This window comes from Vibrio sp. 2-1-2a, from assembly GCF_032648565.1.
GTDB classification, from domain to species: Bacteria; Pseudomonadota; Gammaproteobacteria; order Enterobacterales; family Vibrionaceae; genus Vibrio; species Vibrio diabolicus.
Window position 1 is genome coordinate 272810 of the sequence record NZ_WBOH01000001.1, and the last position, 16773, is coordinate 289582.

At 44.7% G+C, this 16773-nt stretch carries 12 protein-coding genes; 6 read left to right on the forward strand and 6 right to left on the reverse strand.

Features of this window, described 5'->3' with window-relative positions; all coding sequences use genetic code 11:
* The first annotated feature begins 153 nt into the window (after window positions 1-153).
* A complete protein-coding gene (locus tag F7Y48_RS01380; RefSeq protein WP_046874826.1) occupies window positions 154-1257 on the forward strand; it encodes a phosphoribosylaminoimidazolesuccinocarboxamide synthase in 1104 nt (367 codons plus the stop codon).
* Between the two features lie 79 nt (window positions 1258-1336).
* On the opposite strand, the gene F7Y48_RS01385 is transcribed toward F7Y48_RS01380, so the two are convergent.
* From F7Y48_RS01385 to F7Y48_RS01395, 3 genes are all read right to left on the reverse strand, one after another.
* Window positions 1337-3010 (reverse strand): alkaline phosphatase D family protein, encoded by a 1674-nt coding sequence (locus F7Y48_RS01385; RefSeq protein WP_124008754.1) that lies wholly within the window; start codon window positions 3008-3010, stop codon window positions 1337-1339.
* A 329-nt stretch (window positions 3011-3339) separates the two neighbouring features.
* Window positions 3340-3717 carry a hypothetical protein gene (locus tag F7Y48_RS01390; protein WP_005377965.1) on the reverse strand — a complete coding sequence of 126 codons (378 nt, stop codon included), beginning with the start codon at window positions 3715-3717 and terminating at the stop codon, window positions 3340-3342.
* Window positions 3718-4005: 288 nt separating this feature from the next.
* Window positions 4006-6360 (reverse strand): helicase-related protein, encoded by a 2355-nt coding sequence (locus F7Y48_RS01395; protein ID WP_316679903.1) that lies wholly within the window; start codon window positions 6358-6360, stop codon window positions 4006-4008.
* Window positions 6361-6573: 213 nt separating this feature from the next.
* Here F7Y48_RS01395 and F7Y48_RS01400 point away from each other — a divergent pair, with 213 nt between their 5' ends.
* The 3 genes from F7Y48_RS01400 to F7Y48_RS01410 all read left to right on the forward strand — a co-directional run bounded on the left by F7Y48_RS01400 (window position 6574) and on the right by F7Y48_RS01410 (window position 10741).
* Window positions 6574-8262 carry an NAD-dependent malic enzyme gene (locus F7Y48_RS01400; RefSeq protein WP_005395857.1) on the forward strand — a complete coding sequence of 563 codons (1689 nt, stop codon included), beginning with the start codon at window positions 6574-6576 and terminating at the stop codon, window positions 8260-8262.
* Window positions 8263-8416: 154 nt separating this feature from the next.
* Window positions 8417-9151 (forward strand): vancomycin high temperature exclusion protein, encoded by a 735-nt coding sequence (locus tag F7Y48_RS01405; RefSeq protein ID WP_031780501.1) that lies wholly within the window; start codon window positions 8417-8419, stop codon window positions 9149-9151.
* A 219-nt stretch (window positions 9152-9370) separates the two neighbouring features.
* On the forward strand, window positions 9371-10741 hold the full coding sequence (locus F7Y48_RS01410; RefSeq protein ID WP_005395853.1) for an SLC13 family permease: 1371 nt from the start codon (window positions 9371-9373) through the stop codon (window positions 10739-10741).
* A gap of 142 nt (window positions 10742-10883) precedes the next feature.
* On the opposite strand, the gene F7Y48_RS01415 is transcribed toward F7Y48_RS01410, so the two are convergent.
* Complete coding sequence (locus F7Y48_RS01415; protein ID WP_114322450.1) at window positions 10884-12221, reverse strand: GGDEF domain-containing protein; 1338 nt, start codon at window positions 12219-12221, stop codon at window positions 10884-10886.
* 336 nt (window positions 12222-12557) lie between these two features.
* Between F7Y48_RS01415 and F7Y48_RS01420 the strand changes: the two genes are divergently transcribed.
* Complete coding sequence (locus tag F7Y48_RS01420; protein WP_065645312.1) at window positions 12558-13382, forward strand: DUF2797 domain-containing protein; 825 nt, start codon at window positions 12558-12560, stop codon at window positions 13380-13382.
* A gap of 97 nt (window positions 13383-13479) precedes the next feature.
* Here the strand turns inward: F7Y48_RS01420 and F7Y48_RS01425 are convergent, their stop codons facing one another.
* Window positions 13480-14715, reverse strand: a complete 1236-nt coding sequence (locus F7Y48_RS01425) for a cysteine desulfurase-like protein (RefSeq protein ID WP_316679908.1) — start codon at window positions 14713-14715, stop codon at window positions 13480-13482.
* Window positions 14699-15355, reverse strand: a complete 657-nt coding sequence (locus F7Y48_RS01430; protein WP_005393193.1) for a 2OG-Fe dioxygenase family protein — start codon at window positions 15353-15355, stop codon at window positions 14699-14701. The genes F7Y48_RS01425 and F7Y48_RS01430 overlap by 17 nt, the downstream gene beginning before the upstream one ends.
* A gap of 359 nt (window positions 15356-15714) precedes the next feature.
* Between F7Y48_RS01430 and trxB the strand changes: the two genes are divergently transcribed.
* Window positions 15715-16674 (forward strand): thioredoxin-disulfide reductase, encoded by a 960-nt coding sequence (gene trxB, locus F7Y48_RS01435; protein WP_005393195.1) that lies wholly within the window; start codon window positions 15715-15717, stop codon window positions 16672-16674.
* Window positions 16675-16773 lie beyond the last annotated feature (99 nt).

Sequence of the window (16773 nt, forward strand, 5' to 3'; positions counted from 1 at the left end):
TTTTTGTATTAAAGAAAATAAGCAAACGTTTGCTTTTTCTCTGGCGAGTTAAAATAGTTCTGGTATGATGCCCACATTCGATTTATTCAGCGCCCACATTTTGCTGAATATCTTCTCTTTCTGACGTTTGATTAAGATGATAGGAATGTCGCAATGAGCCTTGCTAATCAAGTACTTGCCGTCAATGACGACCTGCCAATTCGCACCCATAAACCCGTTCATAGCGGAAAAGTTCGTTCAGTTTACTGGTTAACTGAAGAAGACAGCGCCCGACTGATCAAAGAAAAAGGATACGATGTCGCTCCAGATGCGCCTTTGGCTATCATGGTGATTAGCGACCGAATCTCTGCATTCGATTGTATTTGGCATGCTGAAGGTGGTCTTAATGGTGTCCCTGGTAAAGGGGCTGCGCTTAATGCGATTTCTAATCACTGGTTCAAACTATTCAAAGAAAATGGCTTAGCAGATAGCCACATTCTAGACATTCCTCACCCTTTTGTTTGGATTGTACAAAAAGCCAAACCTGTAAAAATCGAAGCCATCTGCCGCAAATACATCACGGGTTCGATGTGGCGCGCTTACGCAAATGGCGAGCGCGAGTTTTGTGGAATCCAACTTCCTGAAGGGTTAGGAAAAGACAAAGCACTGCCAGAGTTGCTCATGACCCCATCCACAAAAGGCATTCTAAAAGGTATTCCCGGTGTGCCAGAAGCGGATGACGTTAATATTACTCGTCAAAATATCGTAGACAACTACGAAGAATTTAACTTCTCAAGCGCTGACGATATCGCACTCTACGAAAAACTGCTGAAAGAAGGCTTTAACGTTATCAGCCAAGCGTTAGAAGAAATCGACCAAATCTTTGTCGATACCAAATTCGAATTTGGTTATGTTCATGATGCTGCTGGCAATGAAAAGCTGATTTACATGGATGAAGTGGGTACACCAGACTCGTCTCGTATATGGGATGCTAAAGAATACCAAGCAGGTCACATCGTAGAGAACTCAAAAGAAGGTTTCCGCCAGTTCCTACTTAACCACTTCCCTGACCCAGATATCTTGCTAAACAAAGAACGTATGCCAGAGCGCGAAGCACTCGCTCGTGATAATGCTTTACCCGTCGAATCTTTGATGGCGATTTCGAGCACCTACATTGGTATTGCCGAGAAGATTACAGGAAAGCCGATTCATTTGAGTGAGAATCCGAAAGCGGAAATCATCGAAGTACTGAGCAAAGAATACGGATTGATTGACTAGCACTGTCGCTAGATTAGCTAAACGCTTTCCAATAAAAAGTCCGCAATAGCCTGCGGACTTTTTTCGTATTAGGCTCATTTTAGCCGATATTTAACGTAGTACCATCAGTTGTGGAGGCTGACTTGGTCGTCACCTGATATGTTTTGTCTTTAATCGTTGATACGAAATACCAGGTCGACTCTGCTTTGTCGGGCGTAAAAGTAACGCGCATAAAGCCACGCTGCTTGATATCTGCCCACTGTAATTCTGACACTAAGTGCGGCAACGTGTATTCCATTTGAGCGATCGCAACAGGATCTAACGCTAGGTAGGCCTCTAGCCCAGGGGAACTCACCGAGCTAGTTGCAAACTCTATCCCGATAGGATGCTTAGATACGTCTTTAAGCTCACTTGCCCATGCGTTGTGCGTATCTCCTGCCAAGCAGACAAAGTTACCACTGCTGGCTTTGGCCAGTTGATAAACTTTCTCTCGCTCAACGTAGTAACCATCCCATGCATCTAGGTTATATGGCAAAGCAATGGTATCTAAACTTGGGTCAGAGAGATAACCCGTAATCGCAGAGTTTACCGCTAATAACGCCTCTGTTTTTTGGTCTTCAGTGGCAGTAAACAATTGAAACATAGCGGTCATCACCGAACTTGGCAGCTCCATACGAGACATTAACACTTGTTGCCCTAGCACATTCCAAGTTGCGTCGTGCGTACTGAACGCATCCATCAGCCAAGCGAGTTGGTCAGCGCCTAACAGCTCTCGGTCTTCACTGCGCGACTGAGCAACTAAACCGCCAATCGCTTCCATCGTTGGAGAGCTAAGCGAGAAGTAATCCAACGGTTTATCACGCCCCACAAGTCGCGTATCGAGCATCATCAAATTGACTAAACTTCCAAACGAAAACTGACGGTAAATCAGCATGTTTGAGAAAGTGTTTTCACGAACGGGCAACCATTCTGTCCACGCGGCAGCCGCAGCTGCACGACGATCATTAAAACTGCCTTCCTCTTCTTGATGGTTTTCCGCACCATTTTTCCAAGTATCATTTGCAAGCTCATGGTCATCCCAGACAGCAATCATTGGTAGGCTCGCATGTAACGCTTGCAGATCAGCATCTTGGCGATATTGCGCATACCGTTTTCGGTAATCATCTAAGGTAATACATTCAGTGCCTTTGCTTGGCTCTCGCCCTAGTGCCTCAGCATCTTCACTAGCGTAGCCACCAGCACCATACTCATAAATGTAATCACCGAGATGAAGCACCACATCAAACGGGTCTTGCTCATGTTGATTTAAAATCTCTCGATACACATGGAAATAGCCTGCAGGATAGTTTGCACAAGATACAACCGCCATGGATGCCTTTTCTACACCATCCTCTGGTAATGTTTGAGTTTGCCCGACTTCGCTAGTGACATCTCCAACCATGAATCGATAGTAGTAGCGAGAATTTGCGTTGAGATTTTGAACATCGACTTTTACCGTGAAATCTCGGCTCGTGTCTGTGGCAAAAGTGCCACTTTGCACGATATCAGTAAAATTTTCGTTAGATGAAACTTGCCAGCTTACATCTGCGTAGCTCGCTGAGGTTGTAACACGAGTCCAAATGATTACTTGTGTTTGAGTAGGATCTCCACTCGCCACTCCGTGCTCAAAGGTAACCGCAACAGATTCACTAGCATCGCTACCACAGCCCACCAGCCCGGTAACAATCGCCGTTGAAGAGGCAGCTTTCATAAAGTCTCGACGAGACAAAGACATATTGACTTCCTTTCTTATTGTGTTTGTTTTTATGCCCAAATGACGTGGTGACTCAATCATCCTTGTGTGCCAATAAGGGACGTTAATTCGAACTTACAGTACCAACCACTTAGTCGGTAATTTGTCCTAAAAACACAAAGTTAGAAGCTAGTTATGACAATTGCATTTCCAAACGTTACATTTTTGTTAATTTAAGTGCAAATACTCTATATTCATCACACTTCCAAGACCTGTGACAAAAACCTCAAAATAAAAAAGCGACCTACTTTGAGGTCGCTTTTCATTGCACTATTGTTAAGTAGTACATCGATGAAGTGGAAATACTCAGCCTAAAACTTGATGTTAAGGACATCTTGTTCTGACGTGTCCACTTTCAACTGACTGCGAGATTCTATGTACTCGATTTGCTGAACATCGAGCGAATATGGCATAACGACTCGCAATTCATTGATCCCTTCATGTTTAGCTAACTGGGTTAAGCGGACCAAATTGGATTCATCACTTTTACGAGAAGACATCGATTTTAATGCGGCATCCCACAACCGATCTTCAGGCTTGCTCAATTCCGCAATGTTCTGTTTCCACATCAAACCGAAAATAGGCGCGATGGTGGCAAATGCCTCTAAAAAGGTCCATTTTTTACTACCTGTCGCTCCTAAAAAGCTAGTGTAGTCGAATTCAATGCACGTCTTTCCTTGTTGATCCATTCTATGCCCCCGACACTCGAAAATGAGATATACCAAATATCGTTCAACTGTTTTGATATAGCAATGGGATATAAAACATTCGTCTTTTATGCCCTAATTTACATACAAAAGGAAATATTAAAACCAGCTTTGTAACAACTGATGTACAGCTTCGCCATATATAAGCATTCAATTGATTAATATTTCAATTAAGAAACTAAAAACAACACGTAAGTAACGCTATCAATATGAAATTATTATAGATTCACCAAAAAAATATCCATTCTTGTCACAACGTCATCCGCCTACCTACTTCACATCAATCACTCGACTGGCCTTTTTATACTGTATCTTCCAACCAGCCCAGCGTGGCAGCTCCCAGCGCTTCGGGTCTCCCTTACGGTTTCCCTCTCGATAAATGACCTGTACCAGCTTGCGAGACGCGTAATACTCAACATCCAGTTGGAGTTCTGGCAGCGAAAGTTCTAAAGGGTACTGCTCCGTGAAATCGTCGTATTCCCATTCCGGAACACCGTTAAATGTTAAGTCTTCCGGTTCAAACAACGCCATATCATCGACATTTTCAACGCCTAATGTTTCCAACTGATCCTTTAACCAGCTAGAAAATGTCAAGGAGGCCAAGTCGTTAACCTCTTCTTCTTCGACATTAAGGCCCAATGCGTTGTAGAGTTTCCAGTGTTGGATTTGTTGTTTTCTTTGAGAAGCAAAACCTGGTAACAGTGTCTCATCTTCTATCATTTCGACAATAGACTGAACAGCAACATCACCTTGTAACGCTTGGTATTCAGAACAGACTGTTCGCCCGGCGTAGACCAAATGCATTGTTGCTCTTGGCGTCTCTTCTTCATAATTCGTCTCGCCTTGTTGCCACTCCCCAAACTCAAGTTCGCGTAATAATGTTAGCGGGATAGGCATCATGACCGATGCGAGGTTCAGTGTTTGCTTAACGCCTCGTCCTGGCACGCTATGGCTATCTAGCACGATGGCCGCTTCTTCTTTATCAGGAAAGCGGCTGTTACGCCCAACCAGCATTTCGACAACACCATTTCCCAATGCATCTCTTCGACGAGTTCGTCGGACAAACACAAGCTCAGGGTGCAATGAGGCGATGGAGGAAAAGAGCGCTTCACGTTTATATCGAGAGGCAACGTCAAGTTCCGGTAATTCAAATACTTCTCGCATTTGTTTCGCTAAACCTTGTGCCTCTTCGAGTGCGCTGGCATCAATGACAGTGCCCGGAAGTCGCTCCCCCCGAACCAAACGGATAAGCAAAGAGGCATCACATCCGTATGGCTCCTCTTGAGATAGAAGCTCAGCGATTTCGCCACTTTGTCGCTGATAGAGCTGCGCAGGCACAGATAAGGCGGCAGCCAAATCAATCATTGCTTCCTTCTCTGGCTTCGCTTGAATTCTGGTAACAAGATCGGCAAACAGTGCATCAATGGGTAGTGGATATACTTTTCTCCCGTGCTGCGTAACATTGCCATCCTCATCAATTGCTTCCATAGATAACAACGTCGAATGAGATGCCTCTAGCGACTTTGGAGGAATTGAGTCGAGAAAATCGAGTGTTGAAAGACGGTATCCACAACAAGCCGCTGCCAGCATGGGCTCGACGAGCTCTTCTCTGTGCAATTCTGGAGGCGTCACTAATTCTAAAGGCGCGTGTTCACCATATAGACGAATACAAGCTCCTTCAGCAACTCGGCCCGCCCGCCCCATTCGCTGCGCGGCGCTGGCCTTAGAAATGTGGGTCAGCGTTAACGCTGTGCGACCGTTACGTTGAATGGTTCGACGCTCTAAGCCGCTATCAATGACAACTCGGATGTTAGGTATCGTTAAGGAGGTTTCCGCAACATTGGTTGCCAATACGACTTTTCGTTGTTTTTGCGTAGTTAACGCGCGGTGCCGTTCTTCATCACTAACCGAGGCATGAAGTTTGACCACCATGACATCGCCGCAACTTTGTAACATCTGAGCACATTGGGTGATCTCTTTACGTCCTGGGAGAAAAACAAGAATATCGCCATCTTCATCTTCCAATGCTTCTTTTACCGCTCTGACAACCTCTTGTTCACATCCCTTCTTATTCGGTAAATAACGGCTGTCTAAAGAACGATGTGTCACCGTGACTGGAAAGCAACGCCCTTCAGATCGCAGACGCTTCGCATTCAGGTAACGCGCTAGCTTTTCGCCCTCCAGCGTAGCGGAAGTGACGATCAACCGATGTTGATTTTCTTGCTTCAAAATTGCGGTTAATAGATCAATATCCCAGCGTCGCTCGTGAAATTCGTCCACTATCACGATATCGAAACCTGCTAGCTTGTTTTCCGCAAACCAACGCAGTGCGACTCCCGGAGTCACAAATACAACTTCGGTTTTTTCATCAAAGTAGGCATGAAGCTTGATCGCGTAACCAACTTTGCGACCTATTGGCTCACCAGATTGCTCCGCAAGATATTCAGCCAACGAGGTACAAGCAATTCGACGTGGTTCAATAACCAGCACGCGTCCGTGTTTTGCCGCCCACATAGGCAAACGGGTAGATTTACCTGACCCGGTTTCGGCTTCCACCACGAGATGGTTTTGGTTCACATGTTGGTCAAACTCAGCTTGCAGGCTGTCGATAGGTAGTTGAAACATATAAATTGGATTTGATTTGATGATGCAGAACATTATACCCAAGTAAAAAAATCCTGCTTTAGGTATCTCTAAACAACCAATATTGCCGATATTTTCGGCGGTATCTGAGTTTTTTTGCGACATTACATTGATGTGCATCAACGCATGTTTACAACTAAATGGTGAACCCGTTAAAATTTGGTGCGCATCCTTCAACCCTACATAAGGCACCCAATGAACAACGATAAACGCCCACTATATATTCCATATGCGGGTCCGGCTCTTTTAGCAACCCCTCTTTTGAACAAAGGCAGTGCATTCTCTGCTGAAGAACGTAGTTCATTCAACTTAGAAGGCTTGCTTCCAGAGTCTACCGAAACAATCCAAGAGCAGGTGGAACGTGCCTACCAGCAATACAAGAGTTTCGAAAGCGATATGGATAAGCACATTTATCTGCGTAATATCCAAGACACCAACGAAACACTGTATTACCGCCTAGTGCAAAACCACATTTCAGAGATGATGCCTATCATCTACACGCCAACTGTCGGCGCAGCATGTGAAAACTTCTCTAACATTTACCGCCGTGGTCGTGGTCTATTCATTTCATATCCGAACCGTGACCGTATTGACGACTTGCTGAATAATGCAGCAAACCACAACGTTAAAGTGATTGTTGTGACAGATGGTGAACGTATCCTTGGCTTGGGTGACCAAGGTATCGGCGGCATGGGCATTCCTATTGGTAAACTGTCACTTTATACCGCGTGTGGTGGTATCAGCCCAGCTTACACGCTACCAATCGTGCTTGATGTGGGTACCAATAACCCACAACGTTTAGCTGATCCGATGTACATGGGTTGGCGTCACCCTCGTATTACGGGTGCAGAATACGATGCATTTGTAGAAGAGTTTATCCAAGCAGTACAGCGCCGTTGGCCTGATGCCTTGATCCAGTTCGAAGACTTTGCTCAGAAAAATGCGATGCCTCTTCTTGAGCGTTACAAAGATCGCGTGTGCTGCTTCAATGATGATATTCAAGGCACGGCGGCCGTTACTGTTGGCTCTCTACTTGCCGCCTGTAAAGCAGCAGGCACTCAGCTGTCTAAACAGCGTATCACCTTCTTGGGCGCTGGCTCTGCTGGTTGCGGTATCGCAGAAGCGATCATCGCACAAATGGTATCGGAAGGGATTTCTGACGAGCAAGCTCGCTCACAAGTTTACATGGTTGACCGTTGGGGTCTGTTACAAGAAGGCATGCCTAACCTTCTTGATTTCCAACAACGCCTGGTGCAGAAACATACCAATACGAAAGAGTGGGAAAATGAAGGAAATGGCTTCTCACTACTCGATGTTATGCGTAACGCCAAGCCAACGGTACTAATTGGTGTTTCTGGTGCTCCTGGCCTATTTAGCCAAGAAGTCATCGAAGAAATGCATAAACACTGTAAGCGTCCGATTGTCTTCCCACTGTCGAACCCAACAAGCCGCGTAGAAGCAACACCGAACGACATCATTCGTTGGACAAATGGTGAAGCACTGGTTGCAACAGGTAGCCCATTTGAGCCTGTGGTTCATGAAGGTCGCACTTACCCTATTGCCCAATGTAACAACAGCTACATCTTCCCTGGCATTGGCCTTGGTGTACTTGCTGTAAACGCAAAACGTGTCACCGACGAGATGCTAATGGAATCAAGCCGTGCGCTCGCAACATGCTCTCCTCTAGCAATCAACGGTCGTGGTGCGCTACTTCCACCGTTGGAAGAGATCCACTCGGTATCGAAAAAGATCGCGTTTGCTGTTGGTAAGAAGGCAATCGAACAAGGTGTGGCATTAGAAATTACTGATGAAGCATTGAACGTAGCGATTGAACAATCGTTCTGGCAACCGGTTTACCGTCGTTACAAACGCACTGCGTTTTAAGCTTGAGACATTTCGTTTAATAATTAGCCCCTACCATGTAGGGGCTTTTATTTTTTTATCATCCTAACCAGATTTTGGCATAAATGGGCTTCTCTCTTTTTGTTTCTATCAGATATGATGAGAACTACATTTTTAGTTAAGGATATAAAACGTTTTGTTGTTTTCTCGCATAAGATCAAAGTGGAAGCTGAAATTTTCCTGGAAGCGACTTGCTTTGATTTTGTCGATCTCTGTACTTAGTCTGCTTGTTTCTGTTATTGCCATCGACCGGTGGGTGGTTTTACAAGCCAAAGAAAGCATTTTCACTGAATACGAACAAATACCTCAACATGAGGTTGCTGTGGTTCTCGGTACCAGTAAATACATCGGTAAGATCCTCAACACTTACTACACTCATCGCATTAATGCGGCGATTGAGCTTTACAACCAAGGCAAAGTAAAACAGTTTTTATTGAGTGGCGATAACGCCCATCGCTCCTACAACGAACCGTGGACGATGAAACGCGACTTACTTAAAGCCGGTGTGCCTGAGGAAGTGATTCACCTTGATTATGCTGGCTTTCGTACTCTAGATTCGATTGTGAGGGCGAAAAAGATTTTTGCTTCGGAGCGCTTTCTGATTGTGACTCAGCGCTTTCATTGTGAGCGAGCGCTGTTTATTGCCGATGCTTACAACATTGATGCGCAGTGTCTTGCGGTAGCAGGACCTACGACAAACAAACAAAAAACATCAATGCGTATTCGAGAGTTGCTCGCCCGTGTGAAAGCCTTTTTAGACCTCTACATTATTAATACGCAGCCCAAGTTTCTTGGTCCTCAAGAGCCTATCGTTGCAGTAAAAGAGCCTGAAAAAATATCTAATGAGCCTCTGCAAGTTCCCGTCGAATAGAGGAACAACGCAGCTCACAAGGCTAATAACATTTCTATAAAACAAATGGGTAGTTTTCTACCCATTTCCAATTCTCAACATCACATTTTCTAATTTGCTCTACGATTCAGGCAAAACTCTTTTTTGTATTCCAAGTAACATTTAATCAATAAATAACTGCAAGTCAGTTACTTTGCCATAAAAAAACCGACAAAAGGCAATGCAAAAGGAGCACTACCCATGACCGCACTCGCTGTGACATTGAAGAACTGGTTCTTCACTCGCAACAGCATGATTTTGAACGCGAATATCGTATTGTTCATTATCTTGTTTAATACCCTACCCTTTGAGCCACAAGTAGTAACCGGCCTGAGCATCTTAGTTTTTGTTGCTATTCTTTGGCTAACCGAAGCGATTCACGTCAGCATAACCGCGCTGCTCATACCATTACTTGCGGTATTTTTAGGCGTGTTTAACACTCAGACCGCACTGAACAACTTCTCCAACTCCATCATCTTTCTATTCTTAGGTGGTTTTGCACTTGCTGCAGCTTTGCATAAACAGAAGTTAGACCAAGCTATTGCTGATAAAGTGCTGTTACTCGCACGAGGCAAAATGTCTGTCGCTGTATTCATGCTATTTGGTGTGAGTGCTGGCCTATCAATGTGGATTTCAAACACCGCCACTGCTGCTATGATGCTGCCCCTTGTACTGGGTGTGATGACAAAGCTAGACGCGAAGAAAAATCACAATACCTTTTTGTTTGTTCTGCTCGGCATCGCTTACAGTGCTTCGATTGGTGGTATTGCAACGCTGGTTGGTAGCCCACCAAACGCCATTGCAGCAGCTGAAGTCGGCCTAAGTTTTACTGAGTGGATGAAGCTCGGTGTGCCTATCTCATTAGTACTAATGCCAATCGCTATTCTCGTGTTGTACACCATGACTAAGCCTGATCTTAGCCACAAGTTTGATCTTGACCATCAACCAGTCGAGTGGACAAACGGCAAAATGATTACGCTGGCGATTTTCTTACTGACGGTCACGCTTTGGATTTTCAGTAAGCCTATTAACGCTATGCTGGGTGGCTTCGCTAAGTTCGATACTCTTGTAGCCATTGGCGCCATCCTTCTACTTGGGGCTTCTCGCGCTGTAGAGTGGAAAGATATTGAGAAAACAACCGACTGGGGTGTGTTAATCCTATTTGGTGGTGGCATCTGTTTGAGTAACGTCCTAAAAGCAACCGGAACAAGCGTATTTTTGGCTCATAGCTTGTCAGGCTTCCTTGAGCAAGCCGGTATTCTTCTAACGATTCTTGCAGTGGTTGCTTTTGTTGTCTTCTTGACTGAGTTTGCAAGTAACACCGCTAGTGCTGCACTGCTGGTCCCTGTATTTGCAACCATCGCAGAGGCCTTAGGCATGTCTCCGGTCATTCTCTCTGCATTGATTGCCGTCGCTGCATCTTGTGCATTTATGTTACCAGTTGCAACACCTCCAAACGCGATTGTGTTCGGTACGGGTCATATCAAGCAAAAAGAAATGATGCGAATTGGCTTCGTCTTAAACATTGCCTGTATTGCTGCACTAACGCTTTTCGCTTGGTTGTTCTGGTAAAAAATAGCAAGTTCGATTAGCACTACACTGCTGCTCACGGTAATCATATCGATGACCCAAACTTCCCCCTAAGTGGTGTTCAGCAGTTTCCCTCTTGGTGGCCAGTTGGCCACCTTTTTTTATTCCTTTGAGTGACGAATCGTTAGGCTTGCTTCTTTTCGCAGGCAAGCAAACCATAATGAACCTCGACCCGGTTACGACCATTGCGCTTCGCTTGATAGAGCACTTCATCTGCTCTCGCCATGGTTTCTGAGACGCGTTCATTTTGCATTTGGGCGACGCCAATGCTGCATGTTAATGATTCACCGTGTACCCACAAATGACTCTCCACATTTTTGCGAATCATTTCCGACTTCTTCACAGCTTGATCAATATTGGTGTCAGGGCAAAATACAACAAATTCTTCTCCCCCCCAACGAACAAGTCGGTCATCTGGGTAGATGGAACTTGCCACCACCATGACAAATTCGCGCAATATGTCATCCCCCATTTGGTGCCCAAATTTGTCATTCACCTTCTTAAATTTATCCAAATCCATATAAAGGATACTGAATGTACTATGCCCCCAGCGAACTTGCCGTGATTGCTGCTCAAGCCAGTGCTGAACTGCGTGACGGTTCATCGCTCCCGTCAACGCATCGCGATGCGCCAACTCTGCAAACTCATAGTTTTGAGCTCGCAACGTACCATTCACCTTCTCTAAATGACGATGACGTTTTTTCGCTTTTTCATAAGCGACTCGATTTTTTCGTAATTCGTGCAGCGAAAATGCCAGTCCAAGCGCCATCCAAGAGAGTAAGAGCGCATACAGTAACGTTTCTTGTGCAAGGTAAGCGCCTTCAAACTCAATTTTATCAATCACAATTTTGTGCTCGCCAAGTGCCGCACCAGATCCGGTCGCGATATCAATACGTGTGATGTTTGAAAATTCAGGTGCAGAGTGTTCAATCGCGACTTTGTTGTCTACTAACCACCACGTCATCACCTGTAAATTTTTAATCGGAATTTCGATGATGTCGTTTGAACCGGACGGAGAAAACTGCATGCCATTGTATTTAATCGTGTACTCGTCGTCTGGTTTGGAATACTCAGGGTTATAGTTGCGCAGATATAAACGCAAATCATGGCTCGGATTGGGCCCCACCCCCGCCTCTTCATATCTCACTTTCAATCGAATCGTATGGTAATTGGAAAGGTCAATCCCCTGTGTTGGCGTTGTGGAATCGGTATAAACAGAGATTCCGCAATAAGGCCAAGCATACGAGCTTTGCTTTAAGTCACAGCTGAGAACTAGGCTTTGCTTATCGTAAATAATATCAGCCTCACTCAAGCCACCTTCGCTGGCGTCTTTAGTCGCATAGATATTGAAATGTTCTGGTGTAATGGTCAGCTTTCGTGTATCGCCAAGAACACTATAAAGCGCAACCAAACTAATAGTGCAAATAGAGAGGGCAAAGATAAATTTATGGATCCACTTCATGGGCGAGTGACCTGCTCAGCTTATATACAATACAATGTACTCAATGATTTTTCGAACTTCAAACAAAGTCATTTATCAAGAAACAAAATTACTTTTAGTCTTCGTTCTTACTTTCGATACATGGTAACGTGTTTTGAACCGTTATCACGTTTTTAAATCTCTCAAAAATGCGGTTCACTTGTTATTTGCGAAGCATTTCACAGCCGTATTTCCTAACCCATGAAGGCCAGTGCATAACATTTCAGAGCGATACATTTCGCTTTAATGTGTCTGTCAACCCTGCATCTCATCACCACTTCGGATATACTGTGCAAAAACACAATAATGAGTAATGTCATGTCATTAATTGCAACTGGTACGCTAAATAAAATGCGTGCATCTCTGGACGGTGCTGTTAGTTACCGTCTACCTGTTGGTGAGGAAGAGATTGATCTATCGCCGTTTCTGGGTAAAACGCTCACACTGACTCACACGGGCAATATTTTTTGTTGCTCATGTGGTAAGAAAACGAAAAAGAGTTATTCGCAAGGCCATTGTTTTGTCTGTATGAAAAAGCTAGCAAGCTGCGATATGTGCATCATGAAGCCAGAGACTTGCCACTACGACCAAGGGACTTGTCGCGAGCCACAATGGGGCGAAGAGAACTGCATGGTGGATCACTTTGTCTACCTATCCAATACATCCAGCTTAAAAGTTGGTATCACTCGTCATACGCAAATCCCAACTCGTTGGATTGATCAAGGTGCGACTCAGGGTTTGCCAATTTTTAAGGTAAAAACTCGACATATCTCCGGATTAATTGAAGTTGAACTGGCGAAACACATCGCAGATAAAACCAATTGGCGCACACTGCTGAAAGGCGATGGTGAACCAATGGCACTGCAAGATCGTTTTGCTGAGCTATTACCTTTAGTCGAAGACAAGATTGCTGAGATAAAACAGCAATTCGGTGAAGATGCAATTGAAGTATTAAGCGAAAGCATTACCGACCTTAGCTATCCGGTACAACAGCACCCAACTAAGATCACCTCGCATAATTTCGATAAAAACCCCGTTGTTACTGGCACTTTGCAAGGCATCAAAGGTCAATACCTCATTTTTGACACTGGCGTGATCAACGTAAGAAAATTCACTTCCTATGAAGTGGAGGTGAGCGCCTAATTGCATATACGCATATATAGCTGGTTTGTTGAAATAAAAACGAAAAAGCTCGAGTTTGACTCGAGCTTTTGTTTTTCTATCAGGAAGATATGATCAGTTACGCATCAAGGATGTTTTCTAGTACATCGAACAACATATCGACTTCTTCTATTGTGTTGTAATGCATGCAACCAATTCGTACCACACCACCCGACTCTTCTAGACCAAGTTGACGAACTAAGCCCAGCGCATAAAAGAGGCCGTTCCAAACACAGATGTTGTGTTCACCCAGCGTTTTCGCGATAAATTCTGGAGAATATCGGTCGAATGTTAGCGCAAAAGTCGGTGTGCGGAGTTGGCTATCTTCTTTCGCAATGCCAAATAGATTGACACCATCTAGTGCACTCAGACGCTGTAAGAAACGCTCACTCAAGCGTTGCTCATGTTGTTCATACAACTGGTAACTTTGTTCCAATCGTTGACGAAGAGGTAAACCGGCTTCACCAAATTGAGCCAGATACTCAACCGCAGCAACGACACCTGCAAGACCTTCAAAACTTTGCGTCCCCGTTTCAAATCGGCCTGGCCCAATATTGGTTGCAGGCTCGACTTTGTACGGACGAATACTGTGCAGCCACTGATCGGCTATGTAAGCAATACCAACGTGCGGGCCGAAAAACTTGTAAGCTGAGCAAGCTAAAAAGTCACAGCCTAACGCTTGAACATCAACCAAATGATGCGGCGCATAATGAACGGCATCCACATAAACTTGTGCCCCAACGTTGTGCGCCATGCTTACTACTCGCTGCACATCCACGATAGAACCTGTCGTATTCGATGCATAGGTCACCGCTACAAGGCGCGTTTTATCAGAAAGAAGGCTGCTTAAATGCTCCAAGTCCAACGTACAATCATCTTCGTTGATACGAACCTGATGAACCGTAACGCCTTTATCTTCTGCCGCTTGCTGCCAGCTGGACACATTCGAATAGTGGTCCAAAGCAGAAACAATGATCTCATCTCCCTCTTGCCAATCTCGGCTAATCGCACGACTAAGCTGAAAGGTTAACGATGTCATGTTCGCACCGAAGACGATATTGCCAGATGACGGCGCGTTAAGCAGAGCTTGCGCTGACTCGCGTGCATTTTGCATCACGTCAACCGTCTTTTGGCTAGAAAAATAATGCCCGCCTAAGTTGGCGTTGAAACGACCTAAATATCCCACCATGCTATCTAGCACTGATTGAGGTACCTGTGACCCGCCTGGACCATCAAAAAACGTCACAGGCTTGTCGTTATGGTATTGAGCGAGTGCCGGAAACTGCTCTCTGATCAGATTAAGATTGAAGTTCATTGCGCTTATCCGTAGCCGTGAGTACAAACACATCCATATGACCCGCTTCATCATCAATGACAGAACGGATTGGGCACGCGTTGTGCCACAGTTTACTGTCTGCCAATATTGCAACCTCACCCGTTTCTAACACCTTACGGAAAAATGGGGCTTGGTTATGACTGCTGTACAGCATGATATCGCCACCAATGATGTTATGGCGTCCTACGCCAACCATTGCAATGTGATCAAAACCGTCTTGGTGCACACCTTCAGGTGCCACTTGAGTTTCTTCTTCTAGCGCTGTGATTCGGATTTGGTGAATTTCTATTTCCTGGCCGTTAGGCAAATGATTCGCATTGACAAACAATTCGCACATTTCTCGGAAACCATCACTGGTGAGAATATCCTTCTCAATCGGCTCAAATTGTCTTACAACATCACCTTGGAATCGGTTGATATCAGACGATTGAACAAAGCTGTTTTTGTTTAAGTCAATGACTTTGCCGTTATCAAAACCAACCACAGAATAACGTCTTAGTCGATACTGACCATCTGCATGCTCGGTACGAGGCAGTTCTTCAAACGATGGGGAAAGCTGCTCAATTGCTGCCATGCTGAGCTGTGTTAAATGCAGAGTATTCTCACGTGAATGTAACATCATTGTCTCCTTTAATGAGGCACATTAATTAACATTTAATTTACACACTAGGTTACGCAAATATTCTGTAATTGCCAGCTTTTAACGTTGATAGCTTCAACAAAATAACAAAAACAACATAACAAACCAATCCAAAGCAAAAATACAGAGCCATGTTTCAGTTTTGCGCTTTGGCGATATTTGAAACTAGACTTCTCTACTACGAATAGAATTTTATGCTAGAAGTCAACGTTCTTTATCAATCTTTAGTGGGTTCTAATCTATAACCAATTATTCGATCACAATCGTTGTTTATGCTTTTAAAGCACTAAGAATTTCCATACAATCGAGGGAAATGTTCAGCCCTTTTTGGAGCCATAATGAGCGACGTAAAACATTGTAAACTATTAATTCTTGGTTCTGGTCCAGCAGGATACACAGCTGCCGTCTACGCAGCGCGTGCCAACCTAAACCCTGTGCTTGTGACGGGAATGCAACAAGGTGGTCAGCTAACCACCACTACTGAAGTTGAAAACTGGCCCGGCGACGCTGAAGGTCTGACAGGTCCTGCATTGATGGATCGCATGAAAGAGCACGCCGAGCGTTTCGAAACTGAGATCGTGTTTGATCACATCAACGAAGTAGAACTATCACAACGCCCATTTCGTTTAAAAGGTGATTCTGGCGAGTACACATGTGACGCATTGATTATTTCTACCGGTGCATCAGCAAAATACCTTGGCCTTGAGTCTGAAGAAGCATTTAAAGGTCGCGGCGTTTCTGCTTGTGCAACCTGTGACGGTTTCTTCTACCGTAATCAGAAAGTTGCAGTGGTGGGCGGTGGTAACACTGCTGTTGAGGAAGCACTTTACCTATCTAACATTGCGTCAGAAGTTCACCTGATCCACCGCCGCGATTCATTCCGTGCAGAGAAGATCCTTGTGAAACGTCTGATGGATAAAGTTGAAAGCGGTAATATCGTTCTTCATACCGATCGAACTCTCGATGAAGTACTTGGCGACGACATGGGCGTAACTGGCGTTCGTATTAAAGACGTCAACACAGGTGCGACTGAAGACCTTGAAGTGATGGGCGCGTTTATTGCGATCGGCCACCAGCCAAACACACAAATCTTTGAAGGCCAAGTAGACATGAAAGATGGCTACATCATCGTTAAGTCTGGCCTAGAAGGCAACGCGACACAAACTAGCATTGAAGGTGTATTTGCAGCAGGCGACGTTATGGACCATAACTACCGTCAAGCTATCACATCAGCAGGTACAGGTTGTATGGCGGCATTAGATGCTGAGCGTTTCTTAGACTCACTTGGTGACAAATAACTTTTCACATTTGTGTCATATCCTTAAAGCCCAGCGGTATTCCCGCTGGGTTTTCTTTTGTATACTACCGCCTCATTAAAACAATTATCATTAAGCCTT